This window comes from Rhizobium leucaenae USDA 9039 (genome assembly GCF_000426285.1).
In the GTDB taxonomy this organism is placed as follows: domain Bacteria; phylum Pseudomonadota; class Alphaproteobacteria; order Rhizobiales; family Rhizobiaceae; genus Rhizobium; species Rhizobium leucaenae.
The window spans coordinates 145895-162178 of the sequence record NZ_AUFB01000005.1 but is presented as its reverse complement, the minus strand read 5'-3'; the positions used below and the strand labels follow the sequence as shown (position 1 = coordinate 162178).

Annotated in this window: 17 protein-coding genes; 8 read left to right on the top strand and 9 right to left on the bottom strand. The window is 59.6% G+C overall.

What is annotated here, in order from left to right:
* Window positions 1-91 precede the first annotated feature (91 nt).
* From K290_RS0109800 to map, 4 genes are all read left to right on the top strand, one after another.
* Window positions 92-346, top strand: coding sequence for a type II toxin-antitoxin system prevent-host-death family antitoxin (locus K290_RS0109800; RefSeq protein WP_028751755.1), 255 nt, complete (start codon window positions 92-94; stop codon window positions 344-346).
* On the top strand, window positions 346-768 hold the full coding sequence (locus K290_RS0109795; RefSeq protein WP_028751754.1) for a type II toxin-antitoxin system VapC family toxin: 423 nt from the start codon (window positions 346-348) through the stop codon (window positions 766-768). The genes K290_RS0109800 and K290_RS0109795 overlap by 1 nt, the downstream gene beginning before the upstream one ends.
* Window positions 769-871: 103 nt before the next feature.
* Window positions 872-1933, top strand: a complete 1062-nt coding sequence (locus K290_RS0109790) for an LLM class flavin-dependent oxidoreductase (protein WP_028751753.1) — start codon at window positions 872-874, stop codon at window positions 1931-1933.
* A 40-nt stretch (window positions 1934-1973) separates the two neighbouring features.
* Entirely contained in the window at window positions 1974-2726 is a 753-nt protein-coding gene (gene map, locus K290_RS0109785) for a type I methionyl aminopeptidase (protein WP_028751752.1), read from the top strand.
* 98 nt (window positions 2727-2824) lie between these two features.
* Here map and K290_RS0109780 read toward each other — a convergent pair whose 3' ends face one another.
* Window positions 2825-3397, bottom strand: a complete 573-nt coding sequence (locus K290_RS0109780) for a PadR family transcriptional regulator (RefSeq protein WP_028751751.1) — start codon at window positions 3395-3397, stop codon at window positions 2825-2827.
* A 422-nt stretch (window positions 3398-3819) separates the two neighbouring features.
* On the opposite strand from K290_RS0109780, the gene sbmA reads away from it, so the two are divergent.
* The gene (gene sbmA, locus K290_RS0109775; protein WP_028751750.1) at window positions 3820-5085 is read left to right on the top strand and encodes a peptide antibiotic transporter SbmA; all 1266 of its coding nucleotides are present in this window, start codon (window positions 3820-3822) and stop codon (window positions 5083-5085) included.
* Window positions 5086-5272: 187 nt separating this feature from the next.
* On the opposite strand, the gene K290_RS0109770 is transcribed toward sbmA, so the two are convergent.
* On the bottom strand, window positions 5273-6253 hold the full coding sequence (locus tag K290_RS0109770; RefSeq protein WP_028751749.1) for a polysaccharide deacetylase family protein: 981 nt from the start codon (window positions 6251-6253) through the stop codon (window positions 5273-5275).
* 198 nt (window positions 6254-6451) lie between these two features.
* Between K290_RS0109770 and K290_RS0109765 the strand changes: the two genes are divergently transcribed.
* From K290_RS0109765 to der, 3 genes are all read left to right on the top strand, one after another.
* The gene (locus K290_RS0109765; RefSeq protein ID WP_028751748.1) at window positions 6452-7033 is read left to right on the top strand and encodes an NnrU family protein; all 582 of its coding nucleotides are present in this window, start codon (window positions 6452-6454) and stop codon (window positions 7031-7033) included.
* 100 nt (window positions 7034-7133) lie between these two features.
* On the top strand, window positions 7134-7817 hold the full coding sequence (locus K290_RS0109760) for a tetratricopeptide repeat protein (protein WP_028751747.1): 684 nt from the start codon (window positions 7134-7136) through the stop codon (window positions 7815-7817).
* Between the two features lie 15 nt (window positions 7818-7832).
* Window positions 7833-9260: a ribosome biogenesis GTPase Der gene (gene der, locus K290_RS0109755; protein WP_028751746.1), complete on the top strand. Its 1428-nt coding sequence runs from the start codon at window positions 7833-7835 to the stop codon at window positions 9258-9260.
* Between the two features lie 24 nt (window positions 9261-9284).
* Here the strand turns inward: der and K290_RS0109750 are convergent, their stop codons facing one another.
* From K290_RS0109750 to K290_RS0109720, 7 genes are all read right to left on the bottom strand, one after another.
* Window positions 9285-9725, bottom strand: coding sequence for a MarR family winged helix-turn-helix transcriptional regulator (locus K290_RS0109750; RefSeq protein WP_028751745.1), 441 nt, complete (start codon window positions 9723-9725; stop codon window positions 9285-9287).
* Between the two features lie 493 nt (window positions 9726-10218).
* On the bottom strand, window positions 10219-11325 hold the full coding sequence (locus tag K290_RS0109745) for a glycosyltransferase family 4 protein (protein ID WP_028751744.1): 1107 nt from the start codon (window positions 11323-11325) through the stop codon (window positions 10219-10221).
* 123 nt (window positions 11326-11448) lie between these two features.
* Entirely contained in the window at window positions 11449-12366 is a 918-nt protein-coding gene (locus tag K290_RS0109740) for a sugar kinase (RefSeq protein ID WP_028751743.1), read from the bottom strand.
* 93 nt (window positions 12367-12459) lie between these two features.
* On the bottom strand, window positions 12460-13446 hold the full coding sequence (locus K290_RS0109735; RefSeq protein WP_028751742.1) for an ABC transporter ATP-binding protein: 987 nt from the start codon (window positions 13444-13446) through the stop codon (window positions 12460-12462).
* Window positions 13439-14434 carry an ABC transporter ATP-binding protein gene (locus K290_RS0109730; RefSeq protein WP_028751741.1) on the bottom strand — a complete coding sequence of 332 codons (996 nt, stop codon included), beginning with the start codon at window positions 14432-14434 and terminating at the stop codon, window positions 13439-13441. The genes K290_RS0109735 and K290_RS0109730 overlap by 8 nt, the downstream gene beginning before the upstream one ends.
* A gap of 1 nt (window position 14435) precedes the next feature.
* A complete protein-coding gene (locus tag K290_RS0109725; RefSeq protein WP_028751740.1) occupies window positions 14436-15353 on the bottom strand; it encodes an ABC transporter permease subunit in 918 nt (305 codons plus the stop codon).
* Complete coding sequence (locus tag K290_RS0109720) at window positions 15350-16273, bottom strand: ABC transporter permease subunit (RefSeq protein ID WP_028751739.1); 924 nt, start codon at window positions 16271-16273, stop codon at window positions 15350-15352. Before K290_RS0109720 ends, K290_RS0109725 begins: the two co-directional genes overlap by 4 nt.
* Between the last annotated feature and the right edge of the window lie 11 nt (window positions 16274-16284).

The following is a 16284-nucleotide window of genomic DNA, read 5'->3' as shown; positions in this document are numbered from 1 at the left end:
GATTCCGAAGCGCCGGGCAAGCTGTTGAATTGGGATTCGAATTGCTTATATTTGTTTATGTAGTAACTTCTCTACAAGCGGAGTTCGCGCAATGACGGTTATGAGCAGTCGAGAGTTCAATCAAGATACGAGCGGCGCTAAACGTGCGGCTTCGGAAGGCCCGGTTTTTATCACGGATCGCGGCAAGCCTTCGCATGTTCTGCTCAGCATGGATGAGTATCTGAAATTGGCGAAAAAGGGACCGACGGTCGCTGAGGCTTTTTATTCTCCTGGGGCAGACGAGATCGATTTAGAAATCCCAAACCTGGACGGCGATTTCGGTTTCAAGCCGGCTGATTTCTCATAATGTATCTATTGGACACGAATGTTATTTCGGAGCTGAGAAAGCTCGGCAATGGAAAAGCCGATAAGGTTTTTGCGCGGTGGTTCGACACTATCGCGCTGGACATTCTTTATACGTCCGTCATCACGCTTTTTGAAATTGAAAACGGTATATTGCTGCTTGAGCGGCGAAATCCCGTACAGGCCAAAATTCTACGGGATTGGTCCGATAAAATGAAAGCCGCTCTGCATGGGCGCATATTGTCAGTCGACGAGGCCGTAGCCATGCATTGTGCGGCTACATTCGTCCCCAATCCCAGGCCTTGGCGTGACGCATTTATCGGATCGACGGCTGCTGTTCATCGTTTTACGCTCCTCACTCGCAATGTCCGCGATTTTCAGGGACTAGATATCAATCTCATCAATCCGTGGGTTGAGGGTTCCTAGTTCTTGCGTATCAACATTCTCGAACAAACCGTTCGACAATTCCTATTTGCGGTATCAGCCTCGTCTTCCTATTTCGTCCGTCAACAACGGATGGATTTTTATCATGGAACTTGGTCTCTATACCTTCGCCGACGTCGATCCCGATCCTGCTCTCAACAAGGGTGCGGAGGCGGCGCGTCGTCTGAAGAATTTGATTGAGGAGATCGAGCTGGCCGATCAGGTCGGTCTCGATGTGTTCGGGCTCGGAGAGCATCACCGGCCGGATTATGCAGCATCGGCTCCGGCCGTCGCCCTTGCGGCGGCTGCGGCAAAGACGAATAATATCCGGTTGACCAGTGCCGTGACCGTGCTGAGCTCGGACGATCCGGTGCGCGTATTCCAGCAGTTCGCAACCCTCGACCTCATTTCCAATGGCCGCGCCGAGATCATGGCGGGGCGAGGCTCGTTCATCGAGTCCTTTCCGCTCTTCGGCTACAATCTCGAAGATTACGACCAGCTTTTCGAGGAAAAGCTCGACCTGCTATTGGTGATCCGCGAGAGCGAGCAGGTGAATTGGACGGGCGAACTTCGCGCGCCGATCCATGGGCGAGGAGTCTATCCCCGACCGCTGCAGGACCCGTTGCCGATCTGGGTCGCAGTCGGCGGCACGCCGCAATCGGTCGCGCGTGCCGGTGCTCTTGGCCTGCCGATGGCGCTCGCCATCATCGGCGGCGAGCCGCGCCGGTTTGCCCCCCTTATTGATCTTTACCGCGAGGCGGCGCGCCGCGCCGGACAGGATGCAGCCAAGCTGAAGACCAGCATCAATGTTCACGGTTTCGTTGCCGATACGACAGAGGCCGCCGCCGATGAGTTCTATGGCCCGCAGGCCGAGGTGATGAACCGGATTGGCCGCGAGCGCGGCTGGGGACCGACGAGCCGGGCGCATTTCGACCAATCGCGCGGGCCGCACGGTGCGCTCTTCGCCGGTGATCCTGAAGTGGTGGCGGAGAAGATTGTCGCTCACCACAAGCTGTTCAAGAACGACCGATTCCTGCTGCAAATGGCAATCGGCACGATGCCGCATGAGCAGATCATGCGCGGCATCGAGCTTTACGGCACGAAAGTCGCGCCGCTTGTCAGAAAGGCATTGACTGGAGAAAGCGAAGGGGCGAAAGCGACGGCTTGAGTGCCCGCCTCAACAGACGCACGCCAGCCGGAAGCCGTGGATGATCATCTCGAACGACGACGAACTGACCAAGCTGAAAGAGATCGGCCGCATCTGCGCCAACGCCATACAGGCGATGGCGGCGGCGTTGGAGCCGGGCATCACCACGCTGGAACTGGACAATATTGGCCGCAAGGTGCTGGACGATGCCGGCGCCCGTTCGGCGCCTGAACTTGTTTACAAATTTCCCGGCGCCACCTGCATCAGCGTCAATGAGGAAGTGGCGCACGGCATTCCCGGTCCGCGGGTGATACAGGCCGGCGATCTCGTCAATCTCGACGTTTCTGCGGAAAAGGATGGTTTCTTCTCCGATACCGGTTCGTCCTTTGCCGTGCCGCCCGTCAAGCCAAAGATCGAGCGTCTTTGCCGCGACGGCAAGCGGGCGCTCTGGGTCGGATTGAACCAGGTGCGCAGCGGCGCGCCTTTCTCGAAGATCGGCCACGCCGTCGGCGCCTTTGCCCAGAAGAACCGTTATACGCTGATCGCCAATCTTGCGAGCCATGGCATCGGCCGTTCGCTGCATGAAGAGCCGGCGGAAGTGTCCACCTGGGCCGATCCCGACGAGACCCGCATCATGGAGGACGGTCTCGTCTTCACCGTCGAGCCGTTCCTGTCGCTCGGCGCTAGCTGGGCAGAGGGCGGCGATGATGCCTGGACGCTCTATGCCGATCCCCGCGCGCCCACGGTTCAGTTCGAGCATACCGTCGTCGCTACCCGCAACGGGCCGATGATCCTGACCTTGGCGGACAATTAAGCGACTCAGAGCGGTTCAGCTTTCGCAGAACCACTCTGTCTTTTTGTTCTTTCACAATTCCGGACGAAAAACCGCTACGCACTTTTTCTAGAATTGCTTCAGTCTTCCCCCTTCGTCTCGCCGCGAATGATATCGGCAGCGGCGCGTTCGAGAATTGCGGCAATGCGTGCGCCTTCAGCCTTGCTCCATGGATATTTCGAGCGCAGCGCCGAGCGCAGAAGCTGGCGGGCGAGATGAACATCGCCGGCATCGCGACCGAACGGGCTGTCACGGCCTTCATCGTCGCCGGCGTCTTCGCCGCCAAAGACGCGCCTGACATGCGCCATCTTCTCGCCGATCGCGCTAAGCTTGGCCAGCGTCGCCTCGACCAGTGCCTGGTTTTCCTCGACGCGCTTCTGACCGCTTTCAGTGATGCGGTAGAGTTTCTTCGTGCCGCTCGCCTCGACTTCGGCCAGGCCCGTTTCTTCGAGGTAGGTCAGGGCGGGGTAGATGACGCCCGGGCTCGGCACATAAAAGCCGCCGGAGCGCTCTTCCAGGGTCTTGATCAGTTCATAGCCATGCCGCGGCTGCTCGGAAAGCAGGGCGAGAATGATGAGCTGCAGATCGGCGGCATCGAATTTCCGGCCGGTGCGAAAACCGCCGCCGAACATGCCGCCTTTGAAGCCTCTCATGAAGTCTCTCCTGTGCCTCCCGTGTGAATCACGGCTTTCGCGATGTCGTAGGATATACTCCTCGACGGTGTCAAAGCTATCGCCGCACATGCGATCTCTAAAGCCTCTCATAATAATTCTCCTTTTGATGGTGAGAGTTTATATCGTTCGTCATGTCGTAAGATATATATCGTAAGATAGAATTTTGCAAGAGGGCGCGGGATTTTTGCTGTGAAGGGGTTGCCGGATCTCGGAACGGCGACAGCTTGGCCTTCCTAAAGCGGGAAACCGCGGCTGAACAATCGCATCACGATCATGGGATAAGCGATTACATCTATGTAAGAATAAGCCCTAGCCGGTTGCCGCCTCCAGCGAACTGCCTTAGGTTCGCCGCGAATAAACGTCATTGCGGTCGCTGACCCAATCAAGAAAGCTTACCTCCCGTGTTTCACTCTTTCTTCCCCCAGCCAAAGCTGTTCTTCACCTCGATGGTGGTCTGGACGATTATCTGCATAGCGGCGTGGTATGCGTATCTCTCCGATTTGGGAACACATCTCGGTTTCGTCATGCCCGCGGAAGGGCAGGAGCCCTATGACCTCAGCTATTTCGTGTTGTGGGGGAATCTCTGGTTCTACGGGTTTTTCTTTTTATGCACCGCGATTTTCTGTGGGGCGTGGCACATCAAAGCCTGGAATCATCCTTGGAAGCTCTGGTCGATCTGGGGCTCGGCACTGATCATTCTGGTTACCTATTTCGGTGTCCAAGTCTCTGTCGTCGTCAACAACTTCCGCCGTCCTTTCGGTGACCTCCTGCAGGCTGCGCTCACGAAACAGCCTGGTGTGACGGTGGAGAGTTTCTACACGTTGATGATAATCTTCGCGCAGATCGCCTTCCTCAGCATGTTCGTCTCCATCCTGACGGACTTCTATACCAGCCATTATATCTTCCGCTGGCGTACGGCGATGAACAGCTTCTACATGTCGAAATGGGAAAAGCTGCGTCACATCGAAGGCGCTTCGCAGCGTGTGCAGGAAGATACGATGCGCTTTTCCAGCACCCTGGAAGGCTTGGGTATCAGCCTGATCAACTCGGTGATGACGCTGATCGTGTTTCTACCGATTTTGCTTGCGCTTTCGAGCTATGTCACCGAACTGCCGATCATCGGCAAGATTTCCCATTCGCTCTTTTGGCTGGCGCTGTTCTGGTCGGCTTTCGGCACGGTGTTGCTGGCGGTTGCCGGCATCAAGCTGCCCGGCCTGAATTTCAAGAATCAGCGTGTGGAAGCAGCTTACCGCAAGGAGCTTGTCTACGGCGAAGATAATGGCGAGCGTGCGCAGCCGGCAACCGTCAGAGAGCTCTTCGCGAATGTGAGGCGGAACTATTACCGCATTTACTTCCACTACGTCTATTTCAACGTCGCCCGCTATTTCTATCTGCAGGCTGACTCGATGTTCGTATTATTCATGCTGGTTCCGACCTTTGTCGCCGGCGCGATCACCTACGGCATATATCAGCAGATCGCGACCGCCTTCGGCCAGGTCAGCAATTCCTTCCAATATCTCGTTAATTCCTGGACGACGATCATCGAGCTCCTGTCGATCCACAAGCGCCTCAAAGCCTTCGAAGCGGCGATCGATGATGAGCCGTTGCCGAAGATCGATCAGCATTACCTGGAACGAGATCCTTCCGTCGTCCATGCTGACGGCTGATGAAACAAAGTAAGGCCCCGGAAACGGGACCTTTTCAATGATGACAATGGCCGGGAAGTGAGGTGTTGGGCTTGAGGGCTAACCGAGGCCTCCGTTCGCCGCACCGCCGGCCCTTCGCTTTGGCTTAGGCATCCGTCGCTGCAATCGACCCACTGGGTTGATTGCTCGGGCTGCGCCCAGCCGCTCCTTACCCCTGTTGCTGCTTGCCCCGTGCCGCGATCAATGGGATCGCCTGGGAGTAGCTGACGCAGGCGACGCCGTCCTTGTGGCAGACGTCGCTGACGAAGCGGTCAAGCGCTCGCCAGTAGGCGCCGTCGTTCATTTCGACGAAATGGAAGCCGAGCTGCAGCGGGATGCGGTCGCCGTCATATTGTTTGGCAAAGGCGGCTTCGAACGCATCGAAGGTGCGGTCTTCGAAGGACTTGGAATCGGCCTTGTCTTCGACGCCCTTGGAATGGTGGACATACAAATTATAATCCATGCCGATCACCGGATGGTGGTCGGGACCCTCGGGGATCAGCGGCAGGCCGAAGCGATAGATGCCGTCGACCAGCTGCGGTAATGTCGGGCCCTTGGTCACCAGGCTGGCGTCATACTCGAAACCCATGGCTTTTTCGGCCGGCACCAGGCCGTCGCTGGTTGAAAGATAGGGCGCGCGGAAGCCTTTGACGTCTCTCGTTGCAAATTCCTGCCAGCCTGTAGGCTCCTTGTCGGCTTCGCCGACGTTCTTCCATGCGTCCCGGAGCGCCATGCGCGCGCTCATGAATTCCTGCTGCCAGTCTGTCGATGTCCATGACTTGCCGTCGAAATGGCCGCAGGCATGGCTCGAAATGTCATGGCCTTCCAGATGCGCGCCCCAGATATTGGCGATGCGCGTGCGCACGTCGTCGTCGCTCTTGGCGAAGCCGACGTTGGATTTGCCAACTTTCTGTCCCGGCGCCTGATAGACCCTGGCCTGATCATGGTTCATCAGGAAGGTGCAGGACAGGAAATAGGTGAAATGCGCGCCATTGCGTGAGGCGATTTCGCGGCTCTTCGTCCACAGCGCATTGTCATGTGCGCCGTCGAAAGAGATCATCACCAATTGCTTCGGCTTATCCTGAGCCTCAGCGATCGCCGGCAGGGCAAGGGAAAGGGCAAGGGAGACGAAAGACACAAAACGAAACATGGGCACCGTGAAAATTGTAGAGGTGGGCTCGTCCGTAACCCCTTTCACGCTTTTCGCTTCGCGCACCTGCGGTTAGTGGGGCATGCCCGGCTTTCTCGTCTCCCTGCCTTTCAAATGCGGCAAAGCTGCGGTGCCGCTGGCAATTTTTCGCCATAGTCGATACTGGTGTCTTCATAAGACACGAACGGGATTTCACTCATGTCACTGCTTATCCTTGGCATCATTCTTTTTCTCGGCATTCATCTGATCCGCGTCGTGATACCCGATTTCCGCCGCTCGATGATCGCGAGCCTCGGTGAGTCCGGCTGGAGGATCGGTTACTCGATCGTCAGTATTCTCACGCTGATTCTGTTGATTTACGGCTTCGGGCAAGCGCGCGATTCGACCCCGATCTGGTCTCCGCCGTTCTGGATGAGCCACATCACCATCCTGCTGATGCTTTTTGCGCTGATCTGTCTCGTCGCCTCGCTGCTGCCGGCAGGGTATATCGCGGTGAGGACGAAGCATCCCATGGTGCTGTCGGTGAAGATCTGGGCCTTTGCGCATCTGCTTTCCAATGGCGACGGCGCCGCCATGCTGTTGTTTGCCGCTTTCCTGGCCTGGGGCGTTATCGTGCGGATATCGCTGAAGCGGCGCGAACGCGCGGGCGAGATTTCTCTGCGGCCTTTCGTTTCGGCGAAATACGATCTTTATGCCATCATCATCGGTATCGTGGTCTGGGGACTGATCATTTGGAAGCTGCACGAGTGGATTATCGGGGTTTCGCCGCTCGTTATGTGACGATTTCTGCCATTCCCCCTTACAACGGCCGCAAAATGGAGTAGAAGGCCCCACTACCCATAAGCTCTTTGCAATATTTTGGCCTGGGCCGGAGACGAGAATGGCATTCAACGACGATAGCTTCATCCGCGAGGTGAACGAAGAACTGCGTTCGGACCAGTTGCGGTTCGTATGGCGCCGTTTTGGCCGGCTAATCATCGGCGCTGCCGTGCTCATCGTTCTCGGCACCGCCGCCTTCAGCGGCTACCGCTACTGGTCGGGTCGTCAGGCCGGCAGCAGCGGCGATCAGTTCATCGCCGCGCTGACGTTGGCCGACCAGAACAAGACGGACGATGCGCTGGCGGCGCTGGCTACCATCGAAAAGAGCGGCAGCGGTTCCTATCCGCTGCTGGCGCGCATGCGTGCCGCCACGCTGCAGGCGCAGAAGGGCGATACGGCCGGCGCGATTGCTGCCTTCTCGGCCATCGGCAAGGAATCCGGCGTTCCGGCCGTTATTCGCGATGCGGCTCGCCTGCGCGCCGCTTATCTGCTGGTCGATACGGGCACGTACGACCAGGTTGCCGCCGAGGCCCAGGAACTGGCCGTGCCTGCCAACGCCTTCCGGCATTCCGCACGTGACGCGCTGGGTCTTGCCGCCTACAAGGCCGGCGATTTCGCCAAGGCGCGTCAATGGTTCCAGGCGATCGTCGATGATCCCCAGAGCCCGCGCAATGTCGGCAACCGCGCCCAGATGCTGCTCGACCTCATCACCGCATCCGGCAAGGCTCCGGTCGCGAAAGGCTGAAGGGTAAATCACCAAATGAGTTTCACGGTTGCGATCGTCGGTCGCCCGAATGTCGGTAAGTCCACACTTTTCAACCGCCTGGTTGGCAAGAAGCTGGCGCTTGTCGACGATACGCCGGGTGTGACGCGCGACCGCCGTCCCGGTGACGCGCGCCTCATCGATCTTCGTTTTCGCATTGTCGACACCGCCGGTCTCGAAGAAGCCGGCGAAGAGACGCTGGAAGGCCGCATGCGCGCCCAGACGGAGGCGGCGATCGACGAAGCCGATTTGACGCTGTTCGTCGTCGACGCGAAGATGGGCCTGACTCATGTCGACAAGGCGCTGGCCGAAATGCTGCGCAAGCGCGGACGTCCCGTGGTTCTTGTCGCCAACAAGTCGGAGGCACGGGGCTCCGATAGCGGCTTTTACGATGCTTTCACGCTCGGCCTTGGCGAGCCTTGCCCGATCTCTGCCGAACATGGCCAGGGCATGATGGATCTGCGCGATGCCATCGTCGAGGCGCTCGGCCATGAGCGCGCCTTTCCGCCGAGGGATGATGAGGCGGAGACGAATGTCAGCATTCCGCGCCCTGCCGTTGGCGAGGACGGTGAAGAGATCGACGAGGAGCCAGCCTATGACGACACGCGGCCGCTGCGTGTCGCCATCGTCGGCCGTCCGAATGCCGGCAAGTCGACGCTGATCAATCGTTTCCTCGGGGAAGACCGGCTGCTGACCGGGCCGGAAGCCGGAATTACCCGCGACTCGATCTCGGTCGATTGGAGCTGGCGCGGCCGTACCGTGAAAATGTTCGATACGGCCGGCATGCGCCGCAAGGCCAAGGTAATCGAAAAGCTGGAAAAGCTCTCGGTCGCCGATGCGTTGCGCGCCATTCGCTTCGCCGAAACGGTGGTCATCGTCTTCGACGCCACCATTCCCTTCGAGAAGCAGGATCTGCAGATCGTCGATCTCGTCGTCCGCGAGGGCCGTGCGGCCGTGCTTGCCTTCAACAAGTGGGACATGATCGAGGATCGTCAGGCGGTGCTTGCCGACCTGCGCGAAAAAACCGATCGGCTGCTGCCGCAGGCGCGCGGCATTCGCGCCGTTCCGATTTCCGGTCAGACGGGCGAGGGGCTCGACCGACTGATGCAAGCTGTCGTCGATACCGACAAGGTCTGGAACAAGCGCGTGTCCACCGCCAAGCTCAATCGCTGGCTGGAGACTCAGCAGGTTCAGCATCCGCCACCGGCAGTTTCCGGCCGGCGCATCAAGCTGAAATACATGACCCAGGTGAAGGCGCGTCCGCCGGCTTTCATGATCTCCTGCACGCGCTCGGATGCACTGCCGGAATCCTACGTGCGCTATCTGATCAACGGCCTGCGAGAAGATTTCGCCATGCCGGGCGTGCCGATCCGCATCCATTTCCGCTCGTCAGAGAACCCTTACGAGACCAAAAAGAAACGATGACGGGCTGAAGGATCAGGTGAGGGATCAGGCGGTGTTCTTGCTCAGCGCTTCGCGCAGCTTGATGACTTCCGCTTTCAAGCGCGTCAGCTCGCTCGGCGTGGTATCCGATGCATCAAGGATGCAGGCGGGAATTCCCGCGGCTTTCTTCTTCAACGCTACGCCTTCGCTCGTCAGGCGGATCAGCACCTGTCGCTCGTCTTCCTTGCTGCGGATGCGCTGAATGAAGCCGGCGGCTTCCAGGCGTTTCAGCAGCGGCGTCAGCGTACTTGATTCCAGAAATAGCTTTTCGCCGATACCGCCGACGGTCTGGCCATCCTCCTCCCACAACGTCACCATGACGAGATATTGCGGATAGGTGAGGTTCAACTCATCGAGCATGGGCTTGTAGAGTCGGTTCATGGCATGGTTCGCCGAATAGAGGGCGAAGCATATGAAGGTATCCAGTTTCAGCGGGTCGTCTTTCATTTTCAGCACTCCGTAAGCGACTCTACTTAAATCGTGCGATAAATAATCGTATACATAAAAATGCATGAGAGCTATGCATTTTCTTGATTTCATCGATAGCGAGTCGTGCGCAATGCAAGGCTGCCTTAAAGAACCGGTTCCGCGGCCGGATACTCGGGGCGCAGATACGCCAAACCGAGCTAGTCCGTGGAATGTCCACCAGCATCGGTGCCGCTCCCAAGTCTGTGGCGGGACATGCCAAAGATTTAATATCGACGTTTGCCGTTGGCCACGTGCCCAGGACTGACGGCAGAACATCACTATGCGTGTCAGTGAACGCGGTGAACCGGTTAACTGTTCCTACTTGCCATCTCGCGCAACACAACATCGCCGCTGTACTTGCCGGAGCCGGTGGCAGTACGGTTCTCTTTACTTATGGGGAAAAGGATCGAAGAGAATATTGAACTTACGCATGCCCCGTACGGCACGCAAAGCGGCCCTCGATGTCGCTCGCTCAGCGGTTTCGCGCCAACACGCGGCCGCGATGATTGGCGCCGCGGACGTTGCCTATGAATTGGGTCGTGGCGGCTTCCCAGGAATAGTTGAGCGCCAGAGCGCGCGCTGCCTCGCGGGAAGAGGAGAGCGCAGCAAGGCAGGCTTTCGCCAAATCTTCATCGACGACACCAGCCGCATCATTGCCACCGAGGATATCGGCAGGTCCGGCAACGGGATAGGCGGCGACGGGAACGCCGCTTGCCAGCGCCTCCAAAATGGCATTGCCGAATGTATCGGTCTTCGAGGGGAAGACAAAAACATCGGCCTGCGAATAGGCATGCGCCAGCGCTTCGCCAAACTTCGAGCCGAGGAAGAGCACGTTTGAGTAAAGCTTCTGCAACTCGGCGCGCGCCGGTCCGTCGCCAACGACGACCTTCGAACCGGGCAGGTCCAGATCGAGGAAGGCCGGCAGGTTCTTTTCGAGCGCCACCCGTCCGACCGTCATGAATATCGGGCGAGGCAGGCCGAAGGGGATGTCTTCCAGCGGTTGCGGGCGGAAAAGCGTCGAGTCGATACCACGGCTCCAGGGCAGCAGATTGTGAATGCCCTTCTGCTTGAGCTCATTGGCAAGGCTCGGTGTCGCCACCATGCAGCCCGAACCGGCATTGTGGAACCATTTGACGAAGGCGTAAAGCCAGCTTTGCGGGATCGGGAGCCTGGCCGCGACATATTCGGGGAAGCGCGTATGATAGCTCGTCGAAAACGGCATGCCATTTTTCACGCACCAGCGCCGTGCCGTCAGTCCGAGCGGGCCTTCGGTCGCGATATGCACATAGGTCGGCCGAACTGCTTCGATCCGCGCTGCGACTTTGCGGTAGCTTGCGATCGACAGGCGGATTTCCGGGTAGGTCGGGCAGGGGATGTTGCGGAAACCTTCCGGCGTGATCATCACGACATCGACGCCGATGCGTGCCAGTTCGCGGTTGGTATTTTCGATGGAGCGGACGACGCCATTCACCTGTGGGTGCCAGGCGTCGCTGACGATGAGCAGGCGCTCTGGCGTTGCGACCGGAGTTGTCGCTTCAGCCCATCCTCTATGATCAATGTCCGACAAGCGCTGCAACATATCCAAAAACGTTCCATCCGCACCGCACCCTCATAGTGTCGGTACAACAATTCCGGTGCAGCAAAGATGATTCCCGCGCCTGTCTTATTGTGCGGGGTGTCTATGATGGAAATATTACAGCTTTCAGCCGGCGGTTTGCAGCTTTTCCGGCGGCACCAAGGCGCCATGTTCCTGGATGACCTTTGCGGCGATCCCTGCGGCAAAATGGGCGGCGGCGACGGCGTCGTCATGTTCCAGATAATGGGCGAGGAACGCGCCGTTAAAGCTGTCGCCGGCGCTGGTGGTGTCGACGACCTTGGCGACCTTGACGGCAGGAACGAGCGTTTCCCCGGCATCGGTTCCGACGGTCGCGCCCTCGGCGCCATTCTTGACGACCACCATATTGGCGCCGTGCAGCCGGTAACGGCGGATGGTTCCGGCAATCGAATCGTCGGCGAAATGCGAGACCTCGTCGTCGAAGCTCGGCATCACCAGCGTCGAGGCGCGGGCGCCTTCGCCGATCATGGTGTGCATGGCATCAAAGCTCGACCAGAGGCGCGGGCGCAGGTTGGGGTCGAAGACCACCAGCTTGCCGACGGCCTTGGCGCGGCGGAGTTCGGCGAGCAGCGTCTCGGCGTCTTCGTGCGACAGGATCGCCAGGGTGATGCCGGAAAAATAGAGGACGTTCGACTCTTCGATCGCGGTGCGAAGCCGGTCGCCGTCGGCGGCAAGCTGACGCGCAGCCGAACTGTCGCGCCAATAGCTGAAAGAGCGCTCGCCGTCCTTCAGGTTGATCATGTAGAGGCCGGGCGTCTTGCCGCGGAGACGGCGAATGTTCGACGTGCCGATGTCATGCGCCTTCATGAAACCCAGCATTTCGTCCGACATCGGGTCATCACCGACAGCGGTGAAATAATCGACCGACCAATCCGCCGGCAGGCAGGCGCGGGCATACCAGGCCGTGTTGAAGGTGTCGCCGGCAAAGCCCTTGCGCAAATGCCCATCACGGGCCTGCGACAGCTCCACCATGCATTCGCCGATCGATAGAAAATGCCCGCCCAAGACGTCCTCCTGCGTTTCCCTTCGCTGCTGCATACGCGGATGCGGCGGCTTGGGCAAGGTGAACGGCGGGCTGCACCGTCCACCCTTTGAGCCCTATGGCCTGTCCATATGATAGCACGCCGCGGTTTGTCCGGGGCGAACTTGCTCGGTCGGCGGCATCTTCGTCTTGCAGATATCCGTCGCCTTCCAACAGCGCGGCGAGAAGACGCAGCCGGCAGGTGGATTGAGCGGCGAGGGGGGATCGCCCTGCAGGCGAATGCGCTCGCGGCCGCGCGCCCGTTTCGGGTCGGGAATAAGGGCGGCGGAGAACAAGGCCTGTGTATAGGGATGGGCCGGATGGTCGAAGACGGTAGCGGCATCGCCTGCTTCCACCACCTTACCGAGGTACAGCACCAGCACGTCGTCCGAGATCAGGCGCACGACGGAGAGATCGTGGCTGATGAAGATCAGCGTCAGGCCGAACTCCTTGCGCAGCTTGCGCAACAACGTGATGACCTGGCCCTGGATCGAGACGTCGAGGGCCGAGACCGGCTCATCGCAGACGATCAGCTTCGGCCGCGTCACCACGGCGCGGGCGATGCCGATGCGCTGCGCCTGACCGCCGGAGAACTCGTGCGGGTAGCGATTGATCATCTCCGGCACGAGGCCGACCGCCGCCATGATCTCGCGAACGCGGTCCTGGCGCTGCGCTTTCGTCAGCTTCGGCTCGAATACGGTCAGCGGCTCGGCGATGATGTCGCCGACGGTCATGCGCGGGTCGAGAGAGGCGATCGGGTCCTGGAAGATGATCTGCATGTCGCGGCGGGCGGCGCGCATTTCCTCTTCGGAAAGATCCAGCAGATTGCCGCCTTGCCACATGATGCGGCCCTTCTGCGCCTTGATCAGCCGTAGGATAGATCGGCCGAGAGTCGACTTGCCGCAGCCGGACTCGCCGACGATGCCGAGGGTGCGTCCGGTTTTCAGCTCAAAACTGACATCGTTGACCGCCGTCAGGACCAATGGCGGTTTGAAGAAGGATTTCGATGGCAGCTCGAATTCGGTGGTCAGATGCTCGACCTTCAGAAGCGTGTGTTCAGCCATGGATGAGACTCCGTTCCCGGTGGGCCGAGAGGGGATGGAAGCAGGCGGCGCAGCGTTGCGGCGCGAGCGGGTCGAGCTGCGGCGGTGCGTCCAGGCAATCGTCCTGCACATGGGCGCAGCGCGGCGAGAAGGAGCAGCCGCGCGGCAGATGCATCAGGTTCGGCGGCCTGCCAGGTATGACGGCGAGATCGTCGACATCCTGATCCGGTCGCGGAATAGAGGCGTGGAGTGCTGCCGTGTAAGGATGAGCCGGATTTTCGAACAGCTCCTCGACGGGCGCTTCCTCGACGATGCGACCGGCATACATGACGGCGACGCGATCGGCGAGGCCGGCAACGACGCCGAGATCGTGGGTGATCATGACGAGCGCCGTGTGCATTTCCGCCGTCAGCTCGTTGAAGAGATCGAGGATCTGAGCCTGGATCGTAACATCGAGCGCCGTCGTCGGCTCGTCGGCAATCAGGAGCTTCGGCTTGGTGAGCAGCGCCATGGCGATGACGATGCGCTGGCGCATGCCGCCGGAAAGCTCATGCGGATAGAGGTTAAAGCGGCGCGTCGGGTCGGGAATGCCGACACGCTTCAGCATGTCGAGTGCGGCGGCGGAGGCCGCGCGCGCCGAAAGCCCGCCATGAACCTCGAGCTGCTCCGTCAACTGCCGCGATATGCGCAGCGACGGGTTGAGTGCGGTCATCGGGTCCTGGAAGACCATGGCCATGTCCTTACCGCGCACATGGTCGAGTTCGCGCGGTTTCAGCGTCAGCAGATCCTTGCCGTCCAGCAGCGCCTGGCCACTGGTGCGGCCGTTCTTGGCGAGCAGGCCCATGAGGCCGAGGAAGGTCTGGCTCTTGCCGGAACCGGATTCGCCGACGATGGCGACGCGCTCGCCACGGCCGATCTTGAGGTTCATCTTCGAGACGGCGGCGACTTCGCCTTCCGGGGTGCGGAAGGTGATGGAGTAGTCTTTGAGTTCGAGAAGTGTGTCTGTCATGTCAGCGATCCTTCGGATCGAAAGCGTCGCGCAGGCCGTCGCCGATGAAGAGCAGGCTCATCAGCAGCGCGACCAGAAAACCGGCCGGGAAGAACAGCAGCCAGGGCGTGGTCTCCATGCCGGCAGAGCCTTCCGCAATCAGCGTGCCGAGCGATGTCAGCGGCTCCTGAACGCCGAAGCCGAGATAGGAGAGGAAGCTTTCGGTTGCTATGATTTCCGGGATGGTGAGTGTCGCATAGATGACGACCGGACCGACGAGGTTCGGCACGACGTGCTTGAGGATGATCTTGAACGATCGTTGGCCGGAGGCCCGTGCCGCTTCGATAAACTCCCGCTGCTTGATCGACAGGGTCTGACCCCGGACGATACGCGCCATGGTCAGCCATTCGAGCGCGCCGATTGCCGCAAACAGCAGGTAGACGTTACGGCCGAAGATCACCATCAGCAGGATGACAAAGAGGACATAGGGGAGCGCATACATGATATCGACGAAGCGCATCATGATTGCGTCCACACGGCCACCGAAATAACCCGAGACGGCGCCGTAGAGCACGCCGATGATGACCGAGACGAGGGTGGCGACGAGCGCAACGGTCAGCGAAACGCGCGTGCCGTAGAGCGTGCGTGCCAGCAGGTCGCGGCCGTTGCCGTCGGTGCCGAAATAGTGGCCGGCGGCAAAGTCCGGAGGACCTCGGAAAGAAGTCCAATCCGGATCCTCGTAGTTGAAGGGTAGGAAATACGGGCCGAATATGGCGACCAGAACCAGGACTGCGAGGACGATCAGCGAAAGTGCCGCGGCCTTGTTGCGGAGCAGGCGACGCATCGCGTCGCCGGTGAGAGAGCGCCCCTCGGGTGCGAGCCCTTCTGCCGAAAGCAATTCCGCTTCCAGCAATTCTCTCTTTGCGGAATTGAGGATCATCGCATTCTCACTTTCGGGTCGAGCCACGCATAGGTGATGTCGACGAGGAGATTGAGGACCACGATCAGCACCATGTAGAAAATGACCGTGCCGAGCACCATGCCATAGTCGCGATTGAGCGCGGCACCGACGAAGTAGCGGCCGACACCCGGTAGACCGAAAATGCTTTCGACGACCAGCGAACCGGTGAGCAGGTAGCTTGCCGCCGGTCCGAGATAGGACACTACGGGCATCATCGCCGGTTTCAGTGCGTGGCGCATCACGGTCAGGCGCGGGCCTATGCCCTTGGCCTTGGCGGTGCGGATGAAGTTCTGGCTCATCACTTCGATCATCGAGCCGCGCATTAGGCGGGAGATGCGTGCTGCATGCGGTAGGGTCAGGACGACGATAGGCAGGATCAGGAATCGGATCGAGCCATCGCCCCAGCCGCCGACCGGCAGCCATCCGAGCGTATTGCCGAAGACGAGCTGAAGGATCGGAGCTATCAGGAAGCTCGGCATGACCAAGCCGATGAGGAGACCGCCGCCCAGCCAATAATCGGCCGAGCGGTTCTGATAGAGCGCCCCAAGACAGCCTATCAGCACGCCGACGATGGTTGCGAGCACGAAAGCGGCGCCGCCGATAGTCAGCGTATAGGGAAAGCCGGACATGATCTGTTGGGTGACGGTGAAGTCCTGATTGGCGAAGGAGGGGCCTAGATCGCCCTTCATGACGTCGCCGACATAGATCAGGTATTGCTCAACCAGGGGCTTGTCGAGGTTATAGTGAGCCGCGAGGTTGGCTTTGACTTCCGGCGGCAATGGCCTTTCGCCATCGAAGGGGCCGCCAGGAGCGAGGCGCAAGATGAAAAAACACACTGTTACGGCAATCCACAGGACGGGGATTGTCGACAGCAGGCGACGGAGAGCGTAGCGAAACATGGGTTTTTTGG

What these genes read in the sequence shown, in the direction of transcription:
- K290_RS0109800 (WP_028751755.1), top strand. Translation starts at nt 92, where the DNA reads ATGACGGTTATGAGCAGTCGAGAGTTCAATCAAGATACGAGCGGCGCT.
- K290_RS0109795 (WP_028751754.1), top strand. Translation starts at nt 346, where the DNA reads ATGTATCTATTGGACACGAATGTTATTTCGGAGCTGAGAAAGCTCGGC.
- K290_RS0109790 (WP_028751753.1), top strand. Translation starts at nt 872, where the DNA reads ATGGAACTTGGTCTCTATACCTTCGCCGACGTCGATCCCGATCCTGCT.
- map (WP_028751752.1), top strand. Translation starts at nt 1,974, where the DNA reads ATGATCATCTCGAACGACGACGAACTGACCAAGCTGAAAGAGATCGGC.
- K290_RS0109780 (WP_028751751.1), bottom strand. Translation starts at nt 3,397, where the DNA reads ATGAGAGGCTTCAAAGGCGGCATGTTCGGCGGCGGTTTTCGCACCGGC.
- K290_RS0109770 (WP_028751749.1), bottom strand. Translation starts at nt 6,253, where the DNA reads ATGTTTCGTTTTGTGTCTTTCGTCTCCCTTGCCCTTTCCCTTGCCCTG.
- K290_RS0109765 (WP_028751748.1), top strand. Translation starts at nt 6,452, where the DNA reads ATGTCACTGCTTATCCTTGGCATCATTCTTTTTCTCGGCATTCATCTG.
- K290_RS0109760 (WP_028751747.1), top strand. Translation starts at nt 7,134, where the DNA reads ATGGCATTCAACGACGATAGCTTCATCCGCGAGGTGAACGAAGAACTG.
- der (WP_028751746.1), top strand. Translation starts at nt 7,833, where the DNA reads ATGAGTTTCACGGTTGCGATCGTCGGTCGCCCGAATGTCGGTAAGTCC.
- K290_RS0109750 (WP_028751745.1), bottom strand. Translation starts at nt 9,725, where the DNA reads ATGAAAGACGACCCGCTGAAACTGGATACCTTCATATGCTTCGCCCTC.
- K290_RS0109745 (WP_028751744.1), bottom strand. Translation starts at nt 11,325, where the DNA reads ATGTTGCAGCGCTTGTCGGACATTGATCATAGAGGATGGGCTGAAGCG.
- K290_RS0109735 (WP_028751742.1), bottom strand. Translation starts at nt 13,446, where the DNA reads ATGGCTGAACACACGCTTCTGAAGGTCGAGCATCTGACCACCGAATTC.
- K290_RS0109730 (WP_028751741.1), bottom strand. Translation starts at nt 14,434, where the DNA reads ATGACAGACACACTTCTCGAACTCAAAGACTACTCCATCACCTTCCGC.
- K290_RS0109725 (WP_028751740.1), bottom strand. Translation starts at nt 15,353, where the DNA reads ATGATCCTCAATTCCGCAAAGAGAGAATTGCTGGAAGCGGAATTGCTT.
- K290_RS0109720 (WP_028751739.1), bottom strand. Translation starts at nt 16,273, where the DNA reads ATGTTTCGCTACGCTCTCCGTCGCCTGCTGTCGACAATCCCCGTCCTG.